The sequence below is a fragment of the Novilysobacter selenitireducens genome, assembly GCF_020026895.1.
Lineage (GTDB): Bacteria > Pseudomonadota > Gammaproteobacteria > Xanthomonadales > Xanthomonadaceae > Lysobacter_C > Lysobacter_C selenitireducens.
On sequence record NZ_JAINZW010000004.1, the window covers coordinates 224,634 to 237,336 of the forward strand.

The following is a 12,703-nucleotide window of genomic DNA, read 5'->3' on the forward strand; positions in this document are numbered from 1 at the left end:
CCGCGATGGGCCGTATCGACAAGACCCGCAAGCACCTGAGCCTGGCCATCGCCGGCGCATTGATGGCCTCGGCCGCGCCCGCCGCCTGGGCGCAGGACACCGCCGCCGGCGAGCCGGCCGTCGACGAGGCGCGCACGCTCGGCGCGGTCACCGTCACCGCCCGCAAGCGCGAGGAGACGCTGCAGGAAGTGCCGGTCGCCGTCACTGCCTTCACCCCGGAGGCGCTCGACCGCCTCGGCGTGGAGGACCTGGGCGACCTCGACGCGCAGGTGCCCAACCTGACGATCTATGCCGCACGCGGGTCCAGCAGCACCATCACCGCCTATATCCGCGGCGTCGGTCAGTCCGACCCGCTGTGGGGCGTGGACCCGGGTGTCGGCATTTACCTGGACGACGTCTACATCGCCCGCCCGCAAGGCGCGCTGCTGGACGTGTTCGACGTGGAGCGCGTGGAAGTGCTGCGCGGCCCGCAGGGCACGCTGTACGGCAAGAACACCATCGGCGGCGCGATCAAGTACATCTCGCGCGGCCTGCCCGCCGCCACCGACGGCTTCGCCTCGCTGACGGTCGGCAACCATGGCCAGCTGGACGTCAAGGCCGCGCTCGGCGGCGCCATCGGCGGCAATGACGCGCTGCGCGCCCGCGTGGCCGTGGCCAGCCTCAACAACGACGGCTTCGGCGAGAACACCATTACCGACCAGCCGGTCAGCGACAAGGAAATCCTCGCCCTGCGCGCGCAGCTGGGCGCCTACGTCAGCGAGGACCTGGACATCCAGTTCGCGCTGGACTGGATGGACGACCAGTCCGGCGTGCGCGGCGCGAAGATGCTCGCGCCCAATCGCTTCGTGCCGATGTTCCCGCCGATGGACAGCCGCTACGACGTGCGCAACGGCATGCCCAACGTCAACGACACTTCGATGGCCGGCGCTTCGGCCACCGTCAACTGGCGTGCCAACGACGACTGGGGCTTCAAGTACGTGCTGGCCAAGCGCGAGTCCGACACCGAGACCAACATCGACTTCGACACGACGCCGGCAACCATCGCCGACGTCAAGGCGTTCTACAGCGACGAACAGGTCAGCCATGAGCTGCAGGCCAACTACGACGCCGGCGGCCGCGCGCGTGGCGTGATGGGTCTGTACGCCTTCGACGGCGAGGCCGGCGGCCAGGTGCTCAACAACTTCTTCGGGCTGCTGTTCGGCGATACCCAGGGCACGGTGTTCACCGAGAGCGTGGCGCTGTATGCGGACTGGACGTTCGACCTCACCGACCGCCTCGCATTGGGCGTGGGCGCGCGCTACACGGACGAGGACAAGAACGCGGTGGTCTTCAACCAGGGCTATACCGATGCGACGTACACCACGCCGACCGGTGTGGTGGCGGCCGACTTCGACAAGACCATCAACTTCACCAACACCTCGCCGAAGGTCTCGCTGGACTACCATGTCACTCCGGACGTGATGGTCTACGGCAGTGCCTCGCGTGGCTTCAAGTCCGGCGGCTACAACATCCGCGCACAGGCCACGGCCGTGCCGCGTTCGGCCGAGCCGTTCGACGACGAGGTGGTGGACAGCTTCGAGGTCGGCACCAAGATGGGTTTCCTCGACCAGACGCTGTTCCTCAACCTGTCGGCGTTCCACAACCAGTACGAGGACATCCAGCTGTCGGTGTTCACGTCCTTCGACAGCGATGGCGATGGCACCAACGACGCGTTCTTCGGCGACTTCACCAACGCCGGCGCGGGTACGGTCGATGGCGTCGAGGCCGAGTACCAGTGGCTGCCGACGTCGAACTGGCTGATCGCCGGCAACCTGGCATGGCTGGACGCGCAGTACGACGAGTTCATCTACGCGGGCCAGAACATCGCCGACGAGCAGGAGTTCACCAATGCACCGGAGTTCTCCGGCGCGATCAACGTCGAGTACCGCACCGACCTGGCCAACGGTGGCGATATCGCCGCCCGCCTGGGCTACAGCTACCAGAGCGACGTGGTGGCCACGACCGAGATCGTGCGCACCGGTGCGCAGCCGATCACCCAGGACGGCTACGGCCTGGTCAACGCCGGTCTGTCCTGGCGCAGTGGCGGCCCGTGGACGGTGACGCTGCAGGGATCCAACCTCACCGACAAGGAATATCGCACGACGGGGTACAATCTGGATGCGGCCTTGGGCGTACTGACCGGGTTCTATGGGCCGCCACGCCAGTACAGTGTGTCGGTACGCTACGACTTCTGACCGACCCCGAAGCGGTCGGAGGACAGCGGCGGCGGGCTTGTCCCGCCGCCGCTGTATTTGTTTCTGGGCCACGGTCATGCGCTTTCGCATGCCGTCGCAGGAGCGACGTGCATCCATCCCCAGTAGGAGCGGCTTCAGCCGCGATCGGTTGCCCACGTCCCCACATCGGTTCCGGTTCGCGGCTGAAGCCGCTCCTACGGAGGGCCGGGACGCCATGCCCCACCTTTGCCCCGATAATGTCCCGCAGGCCAGAGGGCGACGTTCGATGACACGCACGGGCAGGGGACGATGCTGAGCTTCACCGCGGTGGCCCTGGCCAGCGTTGCCTGGCTGGCGGTGATGTTCGCGGCCGCCCTGTATGCCGAGCGCCATCCGGCGACCGCCGCTCGCCACTGGCACCACGTCTATGCGCTGTCGCTGGCGGTGCACTGCACCTCGTGGACCTTCTACGGCACCGTGACGCAGGCCGCGCGCTACGGCTGGCCGCTGCCGCCGACGTTCCTCGGCGCAATCGTGCTCTACGCGCTGGCCGTCGCTTTCATGGTCCGGCTGGTGCGGCTGGCGCGGGAGACCAACGCCACATCCCTGGCCGACCTGATCGCCACGCGGCTGGGAAAGGATGCGTGGCTGGCGGCAACAGTGACCCTGGTCGCGGCGCTCGGGCTGATCCCGTACATCGCGTTGCAGCTCAAGGCCGTGGCGATGAGTTTCGCGATGCTGACCACGCGCGACGCGGGCGGGCCGGTCGCGCCGGTCTGGCAGGACAGCGCGCTGTACGTCGCGCTGGCGATGGCGCTGTTTGCGATGCTGTTCGGCACGCGCCGCGCGTCGGCCGCCGAGCACAATCGCGGCCTCGTGCTGGCGATGGCGATGGAGTCGGTATTCAAGCTGGCGGCGATGCTTGCGATCGGGGCTTTCGTCTGGCTCGGGCTGGACGCGCTGCCCGAGGCGCCGGTCGCACCGCTGGCGGGCGAGCCCGCGGGCGGCTTCGCGCCGCTGGTGCTGCTGGGCGCGCTGGCGATGTTCATCCTGCCGCACCAGTTCCACGTGGCGGTCGTGGAGTGCCGCGACGAGAGCCACGTGCGCACGGCGCGCTGGCTGTTTCCTCTCTACCTGGTGCTGATCGCGTTGCCGGTGCTGCCGCTGGCCAAGGCCGGCAGCGTGCTGCTGGGCGGCAGCGTGCCCTCGGACCTGTACGTGCTGGCGCTGCCGCTTTCGCAGGGCTTCGAGGGGCTGGCGCTGTTCGCGTTCCTAGGTGGCCTCAGCGCGGCGACCGGCATGGTGGTGGTCAGCACGCTGACCCTGAGCCTGATGATCGGAAACCACTGGTTCGCGCCGGGCCTGTTGCGCGGTGCGTGGGCGCGCAACGACGGCAGCGACCTGCGCGGCTCGGTGCTGGCGCTGCGCCGCACCGGCATCGTGGTGATCATGCTGCTGGCATGGGCGTACAGCCGGCTGGTGGCGGGCAGCGAGGCGCTGGCGGATGTGGGCGCGGTGTCGTTCTCGGCGCTGGCGACGCTGACGCCGGCGCTGGCGTTCGCGGTGTGGCGCCCGCAGACGCCGCCGCGGGCAGCGGTGGCCGGTGTGCTGGCGGGATTCGCTGCGTGGGCCTGGGTGCTGCTGGTGCCGATGGTTCTGGCCGCTCGCGGCGTGGCGCCGGACTGGCAGACCACCGGCCCGATGCAGTTGGCGTGGCTGGCGCCGGATGGTCTGTTCGGGCTGACGGGCTGGAGCCGCCTCGGCCGTGCGGTGGGTGTCAGCCTGTTCGTCGGCACGGCCGTTACCGTGCTGTTCTCGGTCTGGCGTCGCGATCGTCCGCGGCATGCGCGGCGGGGTCTGGATGCACGGACGCTGCGCGATGCCGGCCTGCGGTTCCTGCCGCGCGAATCGGTGGCCGCACTGCTGCAGGACGCGCCCGTCACGGGGCCGGTACCGGCGCGCGCGGAGGCGGGTATCGAGCGTGAGCTCGCGGCGGTGCTGGGGTCGGCATCGGCCCGCGTGCTGCTGGACGCCGCGCGGCGCGAAGCCGGGCGCGATCTCGACACCGTCGCGCAGATCGTCGGCGAGGCGTCGGCGGACCTGCGCTTCAACCAGCGCGTGCTGGAGGCCGCGCTGCAGAACATGAGCCAGGGCATCAGCGTGGTCGACGCACAGTTGCGGCTGGTCGCGTGGAACCGTCGCTATGCGGAGCTGTTCGAATTCCCCGAAACGCTTCTGCGGGTAGGGCGACCGATCGCCGACCTGTCGCGATGGGCGCTGCAGCGGCTGCCGCCGGCCCATGCCCCGGCCCCGGTCGGCGGTGAGCTGGACCGCGCGCTGCACCGCCGGCTCGCCTTCATGCAGGCGGGCACCCCGCACCTGTCCGAGCGCGTGCTCGCCGACGGCAGCATCATCGAGATCCGCGGCAACCCGATGCCGGGCGGTGGCTTCGTCGCCACGTTCACCGACGTCACGGCCTTCCGACGCGCCGAAGCCGCGCTGATCGAAGCCAACGAGACGCTCGAGCAGCGGGTGGAGACGCGCACGGCGGACCTGGAGATCGCCAAGCGCGAGGCCGAGCGTGCCAACGAGGCCAAGGGCCGGTTCCTCGCCGCCATCGGCCACGACCTGATGCAGCCGCTGCATGCCGCGCAGCTGTTCACCGACGCGCTGGGCAAGCAACTGCAGGAGCCCGCGCAGCGCGAGTCGATCAACCGGATCGAAGGCGCGCTGGACTCCACCGGCGACCTGCTGACCGGCCTGCTGGACATGTCGCGTCTGGAAGGTGGCGCGCTGGAGCCGCAACTGCGGGACTTCCCGCTGGCCGACGTGCTGGAGCCGCTGGCCGCGCAGTTCGGCGCCATCGCGGCCGCGCGCGGACTGCAGCTGGACTACGTGCCGACGACGGGCTGGACACGCAGCGACCCGCAACTGCTGCGTCGCGTGGTGCAGAACTTCCTGGCCAACGCGGTGCGCTACACGGTGTCCGGCCGCGTGCTGCTGGGCGTGCGCCGGGTTGACGGACGGTGGCGGGTCGAGGTGCACGACACCGGGCCGGGCATCGCACCCGGTCAGCAGGCGGCGATCTTCGAGGAGTTCCGCCGCGGCGAGGATGCGCCGGGGCAGGGCCTGGGCCTGGGCCTGTCGATCGCCGAGCGCATGGCGCAGTTGCTGGGCGCGCCGGTGTCGCTGCGCAGCCGCGTCGGCGTCGGCACGGTGTTCGCCATCGACCTGCCTCGGGTGGAGCGCGAACGCCCCGTGGCGCTGCCGGCCGCGACCGCGCCGCGTGGCCTTGGCGGCGCGCGCGTGCTGGTTGTCGACAACGACGCCGCGGCCCTGGAGGCCGTTGCCGGCCTGCTGCGGGGCTGGGGCTGTGCGGTGTCGACCGCCACCGATCGCGCGAGTGCGGACCGGTCGATGGCCGCTGCGCCGGCCGAGCTGTGGCTGTTCGACTACCACCTCGATGCAGGCGATACCGGCGTGGCGATGGCGCGCGATCTTGCACGGCACCATGGCGCGCGCCCGACGCTGATCGTCAGCGCGGATGGCGGTACGACAGTCCGCGGCGATGTGCTGGAGGCGGGGCATGCGCTGCTGCCCAAGCCGATCAAGCCGCTCGCGCTGAAGTCGGTGCTGGACCGGCTGCTGGCCGCCCGCGAGGTGCGCGGCGAAGCGACAGCCTGACGGCGCCCCGGTTTCATCTTTTGTAGGAGCGGCTTCAGCCGCGAACCAGAGTCATCCGCCTGCGTGCCAGCCCGATCGCGGCTGAAGCCGCTCCTACAGGGAGCAAAGCGTTCTTGTAGGAGCGACGTAAGTCGCGACCGCGTCAGTACATGAGCCGGCGAAGGTCGCGACTCACGTCGCTCCTACAACGGCATGGTGTTGCGCAGGGGACGGCGCTGCGCAGCAGCCGATACCGGCTCAGCCTTCCATCTGCCTCGCAGGATCGCTCAGCTCCAGTTCGCGCAGCACCACGCCGGCCTGGGTGCGGTTGCGCACGCCCAGCCTCTCGAAGATCGCCGACAGGTGCGCCTTGACCGTGCGCTCCTGCACGTCCAGGCGGTCGGCGATCTGCTTGTTGAGCAGGCCCTGCGCCACCAGCGTCAGCACACGGAACTGCTGCGGCGACAGGCTGGCCAGGCGCGCGGCGAGGTCGGCATCGGCGCGGCTGCTCTGCGTCCTCGACACGGATGCACGCAGGCCCGGCGGCAACCACTGCTCGCAGGCCAGCACCGCCCGGATCGCGTCGCGCAGCTCGTCCAGGCCGGTGCTCTTGGGCAGGTAGCCCGCCGCGCCGTGGTCGAGCGCGCGCCGCACCACGCGCGGGTCGTCGTTGGCCGACACCACCACCACCGCCACGCCGGGGTACTGCGCGCGCACCGCCGCCAGTCCCGCCAGGCCGTGGTTGCCCGGCATATGCAGGTCCAGCAGGACGAGGTCGATGCCCGGCGTCGCGTCGAGCGCCTGCAGCACCTCCTCGAGCGTGGAGGCTTCATGGATCGCCGTATCGGCCACCGCCTCCACCGCGGCATGGCGCAGCGCGGCGCGGAACAGCGGGTGGTCGTCGGCGATCAGCAGCGTGGGCATCCGGGCAGCCTACCAAGCACACGGGCCGGCAAGTGCGGCGACGGCGTGGTACGAAAGTACGATGGGTCGCGCGTGGTGGCTTGCTAGGCTGCCGCGATGACCACCAACCACCCGATCGCGCGCGCGCCCCGGCCCGCGCTTGCCGCCGCCCTGCTGTCAGGCCTCGTGCTCGCCGCCACCGGCTGTGCAGGCTTGGCCCCCACCGGACCCGCGCCCGTGCCCGACTTCGACCGCTTGCAGGTGACCACGCACCGGGACGGCGACGACCTGCTGACGGCGGGCCTCGGGCTGGCCGGCCTGCAGTCGATGGCGCCGCCCGCGTTTGCCGACCCGGCCGCGCCAACGCCGGGCGAACTGCGCCGGCGTGCGATCTGGAACAAGTGGCGCGGTATCGCCGACCTCTCACCCACGGGCGGGTACGGGTCTGTCTATGGCAGCGTCGCCGATGTGCCCGGCCGCGAGTTCACCGCGCTGGCCAGGGTCGACGGCGCGCGCCACCCGCACCGCGTCCTGGTGCAGGTGCCGGATGCCTTCGACCGCGACCGTCGCTGCGTGGTGGTGACTGCGTCCTCCGGCTCGCGGGGCGTCCACGGCGCCATCGCCGTCGCCGGTGCGTGGGGACTGCCGAAGGGCTGCGCGGTGGCGTACACCGACAAGGGCGCGGGGTCGGATTACTTCGACCTGGACGCGGGGCAGGGCGTCGCGGTCGATGGCCGTATCGCATCCGCGGCGGACGGCGGCCTTGCGTTCGCACCGGATGCACCGGCCGGTGGCGCCGGCGTGCGCGGCGTGGCGGTCAAGCACGCGCACTCGGGCGACAACCCGGAGGCGGACTGGGGGCGGCACGTCCGGCAGGCCGCGCAGTTCGCGCTGCATGCGTTGGACGAAGCGGTGCCGCAGGCGGCGCCCTACACCTTCGACAACACGCGCGTCATCGCGGTCGGTATTTCCAACGGCGGGGGCGCGGTGCTGCGCGCGGCGGAGCTCGAGGGCGACTGGCTGGATGCCGTGGTCGCGGGCGAGCCCAGCATCCACACCGGCGGCACCAGCCTGTATGACTACGCGACGCAAGCCGCGCTTCTGATGCCGTGCGCACTGCTCGACGCCTCGCTGGCGCCGTTGCCGCAACCGCCGCTGGCCGCGCAGAGCGTTCCCCAGTGGACGGCCCGTTGCTCCAGCCTGAAGGCGGCGGGCCTCGTCGACGGCGACGACACCAGCGCGCAGGCCGCCTCGGCATTGGCGCAGCTGCGCGAGACCGGCTGGACCGACGATGCGCTGCGTGCCGGCGCGCTGTCGGTCGGCTTCGACCTGTGGCGCGCCGTGGCGGTGACCTATGCGTCCGCCTACGGGCGCTACGGCGTTGGCGCGCATCCGTGCGGCTACGGGTTCGCCGCGTTGGACGAGCGCATGGCTCCGCGCGTGGCGACGGCGCAGGAGCGCGCGGCATGGTGGGCCGACGGCAGCGGCATTCCGCCGGGTGCGGGCGTCGGCATCGTCGACGACCTGATGGCCGGACCCGATGTGAACGCGGCGGATCCGACCTTTCCCGGGTTGATGTGCCTGCGCCAGTTGGCGACCGGCGGCAGCGACGCCGCGCTGCGCGTGCGATCCGGCATTGATGCAATGCGTGCCGCGCCGCCGCGCGAGGGCTTACCGGTGGTGGTGGTGCACGGCCGCGACGACGGCCTGATCCCGATGGCCCTGTCCAGCGCGCCGTACGTGGCGATGGCCCGGGAGGCGGGGCGCGACGTGCGCTTCTGGCAGGTCGGCCCCGCGCAGCATTTCGACGCGTTCCTGGCGCTGCCCGATTACGGCGCCCGTTACGTGCCGCTGCTGCCGTACGTCTACGCCGCGCTGGACCGGATCGAGGCACACCTGGACGGCACGGGCGCACTGCCGCGGGATGCCGTCATCAATGCGACGCCGCGCGAGGCGGGGCGGCCGCTTGAGGCCTCGCAACTCGCGATGCCGCGCTGACCCTCGGGCGGCGCACTTGCCCGCTTCACGCGGTGTTTGGCACGCTGCGGGGCCTTGATCCGCGATCGCCAGCGCACGGAGCGTCACCATGCCGCGTCATTTCACGATGCTCCGCGAGTTCCACCTCGCCGACTGGTTCACCCTCGCCAACGCGTTCTGCGGCACCGGGGCGATCTTCGCGGCCATGCGCTTCCTGCAGGAAGGAGGGGTGCGCGACCTGCTCATCGGCATGGCGCTGATCCCGCTGGCCTTCATCTTCGATGCGCTGGACGGCCGCGTGGCGCGCTGGCGCAAGTCGGCCTCCACGCTCGGCCGCGAGTTGGACTCGCTGGCCGACGTCATCTCCTTCGGCGTCGCGCCGGCCGCGCTGGCCTACGCCTGCGGCCTGCAGGGCGGCTGGGACTGGGTGGTGCTGAGCTTCTTCGTCGGCTGCGGCGTCAGCCGGCTGGCGCGCTACAACGTCACCGCCGAGCAGCTGGCCGGTGACGAGGGCAAGGTGAAGTACTTCGAGGGCACGCCGATCCCGACCAGCATGTTCCTGGTGGTCATCCTCGCCATCGCGGCCTGGCAGGGCGCGATCGGGCCGGACGTCTGGTTCGGCATGGTCCAGCTGGGGCCGTGGCAGTTCCATCCGCTGGTGCTGATGTTCGCGCTGTCGGGCACGCTGATGATCAGCAAGACGCTGCATATCCCCAAGCCCTGACGCGGGAACGTCTCAGGCCGTTGCTATCATCGCCGCGCAACCCACGGAGGACGCGATGGCGCAGCAGGCATCCGGCAATGATTTCGAGGCGCTGGCGCGCCAGTACTGGAACCAGTGGGGCGAGATGATGCGCGGGGCGGCGACGCCCGCCGCGCCGTCGATGCCGGACTGGAACCAGGCGGCGGCATGGTGGTCGCAGATGGCGCGCGGCGCCAGCCAGGCCGCGGAGGCCGAGGACGCCATGCAGCGCTTCAATACGCAGGCGCGTGGTTGGTTCGGTCAGATGCAGCAACTGGCGGCGCAATTCGCCGGCCGCAATGCCGATGCGGGCGAGATCGCGCGCAGCTGGAAGCAGATGCTGGGCGGCGCGGGCGGCAACCCGTTCGCGGACGTGTTCTCGAAGATGGGCGGTCCCGGCCAGCACGGTTTCGATGCGTGGCAGCAGCAGACCCGGCCGCTGCTGGATGCCATCCAGGCGCCTATGCGCCAGTGGGCGCAGATGCCGGCGTTCGGGTTCGCGCGCGAGCACCAGGAGCGCTGGCAGGCACTGGCGCAGGCTCAAATGGACGCACAGTCGGCAACCGACGCCTACCAGGCGCTGCTGGCCGAAGCCGGACAGGACGCGTTCGAGCGCTTCGAGTCCAAACTCGCCGAACGCAGCGAGCCGGGCCGCCAGCTCGCCTCGGCCCGCGCGCTGTTCGACCTGTGGATCGACGCGGCCGAAGAGGCCTACGCCGAGATCGCGTTGTCGCCTCGCTTCCGTGAAACCTACGGCCGCTTCGTCAACGCGCAGATGCGCCTTCGTGCAGCGGTCCAAGGCGAGGTCGAACACGTCACCGCGCAGCTGGGCATACCCACGCGCACCGAGATCGATGCCGCGCACCGCAAGATCGTGCAGCTGGAACGCGAGCTGCGGCGCCTGCGTGACCGGATGGACGACGGTGAGGGAGACCGCTCCGGAGCCTCGCGTTCCGCCAGCAGCGAAAGGGTCAAGAGCGCTGCGCCCAAGCGGGCAGCGACATCCTCGCGCGCCAGCAAGGTGGCCAAGCCGGCGCCTCGAAAGAACGACAAGCAGGTCGCTTCGGCGAAAACGAAGCCGGTCAAGGGCAAGGGCAAGCCCACGAAGGCGTCGGTGCCGCGGCCGGCCGCCAAACGCGCCGCCGTGACCTCCAGCAGCGCACCGCGCTCCCCGTCCGCCCCGGCCAAGCGCACGGCCGCCCGCAAGCAGTCCCGCTGACATGAACGGCATCGACCTCAACGGACCCATCGGCTTTACCCCCGACACCCTGGCGAAGGAGGCGATGGCGCTGCAGGCCAAGCTGCGAGCCGGGCTGGAGACGCTGCCGCGCGTCGACGACGTCGACTACGGCGCGACCGAAAAAGAGGAAGTCTGGCGTGACGGAAAGGTCGTGCTGTACCGCTTCCGCGGCGACACGCTGCCCGGTGGCCGCGCGCCGACGGCCAAGGTGCCACTGCTGATCGTGTACGCACTGGTCAACCGGCCCTACATGGTCGACCTGCAATCGGATAAATCGATCGTGCGGGGGCTGCTGGAGCGCGGCGAGGACGTGTACGTGCTCGACTGGGGGTATCCGGACCGCTCCGACCGCTACCTCGAGCTCGACGACTACATCCAGCGGTGGATCGGCGGCGGCGTCGACCACCTGCGACGCACCTACCGGATGGATGCGGTCAACGTCCTGGGCATCTGCCAGGGCGGCGCGTTCTCGCTGTGCTACAGCGCGCTCAACCCGTCGAAGGTGCGCAACCTCATCACCATGGTCACCCCGGTGGATTTCCACACCGGGGACAACATGCTGTCCAACTGGACGCAGGGGCTGGACGTGGACCTGTTCGTCGACACGCTGGGCAACGTCCCGGCCGACCTGATGAACATGTGCTACCTGACGCTCAAGCCGTGGCGCCTGTTCGTGCAGAAGTACGTCGGGCTGGTCGACATCCTCGACGACAAAGCGGCCATCGAGGACTTCCTGCGGATGGAGAAGTGGATCTTCGATTCCCCGGACCAGGCCGGCGAGGCGTTCCGCCAGTTCATCAAGCAGTTCTACCAGGGCAACGGCTTCGTCCGGGGCGGCATCCACATCGGCGGTCGCCCCGTGGACCTGGCGCACGTCGACATGCCGGTGCTCAACATCTTCGCGCAGCAGGACCACCTGGTGCCGCCGGCGTCGTCGCAGGCGCTGGGCGGGCTGGTCGGCAGCGACGACTACAGCGAGCTGTCGTTCCGCGGCGGGCACATCGGCATCTACGTCTCCGGCCGGGCGCAGCGCGAGGTGCCGCAGGCCATCCACGACTGGCTGGCGCAACGGGCGGGGTAGGGCGTGCACGCGACAGTGACGGGCTCCGGAACGCGCGACATGTCCCGATCCGTCAGCCCCGCGAAGGCAGGGATCCAGTGACGTTCGTGCGCCGGTCCAATTGGAGCGGCTACGGCGTTCGCCAGTCGTGGCGTGTTCCTTTCGTCGCCATGCTTGCCGCGTGCGTTCTGGGCGCATGCGCGGCGACGCCTCCGGCCGAACCGTTGGTTCGCGACCCACATCCGGTCGCAACTGCAGCGACCACCGCGCCCCCCCGGATATCGCCCGGTGGGAGCCCGACATCGCCGCGTTCGAGGCGAGTGACCGGCACTCGCCACCACCCGAAGGCGGCGTCGTGTTCGTCGGCAGCTCGTCCATCCGCATGTGGGACACGCTGGCGCGCGACTTTCCGGAAGCCGGCGTGATCAACCGGGGGTTTGGTGGCTCGCGCGTGCGCGACTCGGTGCACTACGCCCACCGCATCGTGGGCGCATAGCGTCCGCGCGCCGTCGCCCTGTACGCGGGCGACGACGACCTGGCGGAAGGCCGCACGCCGGCGCAGGTCGCCGCCGACTTCAAGGCGTTCGTCCAGCGCGTGCGGTCGAGGCAGCCGGACCTGCGCGTAGCGTTCATCGCGATCAAGCCCAGCCCGTCGCGGGCCACGCTGCAGCCCGCCATGCAGGCGGCCAACCAGGCGATCCGCGAGTACGCGCGGGAAACGCCCGGCGTGGCGTTCCTCGACGTCCACACGCCGATGCTCGATGCGAACGGCCAGCCCCGCGGCGAGCTGTTCCTCGACGACGCCCTGCACATGAACGCAGCCGGTTACGTCGTGTGGGCGGACGTCGTGGGGACGTGGCTGGACAGCCTGCCGGATGCGACGTCGCCATCACGGTGACTGGCTA

The 12,703-nt window shown here is 70.5% G+C and carries 8 protein-coding genes and 1 pseudogene; 8 read left to right on the forward strand and 1 reads right to left on the reverse strand.

What is annotated here, in order from left to right; all coding sequences use genetic code 11:
- Positions 1–5: 5 nt before the first annotated feature.
- A complete protein-coding gene (locus K6753_RS10185) occupies positions 6–2,234 on the forward strand; it encodes a TonB-dependent receptor (RefSeq protein WP_425492114.1) in 2,229 nt (742 codons plus the stop codon).
- A gap of 288 nt (positions 2,235–2,522) precedes the next feature.
- Positions 2,523–5,897 carry a PAS domain-containing hybrid sensor histidine kinase/response regulator gene (locus K6753_RS10190; protein ID WP_223676335.1) on the forward strand — a complete coding sequence of 1,125 codons (3,375 nt, stop codon included), beginning with the start codon at positions 2,523–2,525 and terminating at the stop codon, positions 5,895–5,897.
- A gap of 237 nt (positions 5,898–6,134) precedes the next feature.
- Here K6753_RS10190 and K6753_RS10195 read toward each other — a convergent pair whose 3' ends face one another.
- Complete coding sequence (locus tag K6753_RS10195) at positions 6,135–6,800, reverse strand: response regulator transcription factor (RefSeq protein WP_223676336.1); 666 nt, start codon at positions 6,798–6,800, stop codon at positions 6,135–6,137.
- A 96-nt stretch (positions 6,801–6,896) separates the two neighbouring features.
- On the opposite strand from K6753_RS10195, the gene K6753_RS10200 reads away from it, so the two are divergent.
- From K6753_RS10200 to K6753_RS10225, 6 genes and pseudogenes are all read left to right on the forward strand, one after another.
- Complete coding sequence (locus K6753_RS10200; protein ID WP_223676337.1) at positions 6,897–8,777, forward strand: D-(-)-3-hydroxybutyrate oligomer hydrolase; 1,881 nt, start codon at positions 6,897–6,899, stop codon at positions 8,775–8,777.
- An 88-nt stretch (positions 8,778–8,865) separates the two neighbouring features.
- Entirely contained in the window at positions 8,866–9,480 is a 615-nt protein-coding gene (gene pssA, locus K6753_RS10205; RefSeq protein WP_223676338.1) for a CDP-diacylglycerol--serine O-phosphatidyltransferase, read from the forward strand.
- Positions 9,481–9,535: 55 nt separating this feature from the next.
- Positions 9,536–10,717, forward strand: a complete 1,182-nt coding sequence (gene phaE, locus K6753_RS10210) for a class III poly(R)-hydroxyalkanoic acid synthase subunit PhaE (RefSeq protein ID WP_223676339.1) — start codon at positions 9,536–9,538, stop codon at positions 10,715–10,717.
- 1 nt (position 10,718) lies between these two features.
- A complete protein-coding gene (locus K6753_RS10215) occupies positions 10,719–11,819 on the forward strand; it encodes a class III poly(R)-hydroxyalkanoic acid synthase subunit PhaC (RefSeq protein ID WP_223676340.1) in 1,101 nt (366 codons plus the stop codon).
- A gap of 175 nt (positions 11,820–11,994) precedes the next feature.
- Entirely contained in the window at positions 11,995–12,294 is a 300-nt protein-coding gene (locus K6753_RS10220; protein WP_223676341.1) for an SGNH/GDSL hydrolase family protein, read from the forward strand.
- A 12-nt stretch (positions 12,295–12,306) separates the two neighbouring features.
- Positions 12,307–12,696, forward strand: a pseudogene (locus K6753_RS10225) (GDSL-type esterase/lipase family protein); the annotation flags it as partial.
- Between the last annotated feature and the right edge of the window lie 7 nt (positions 12,697–12,703).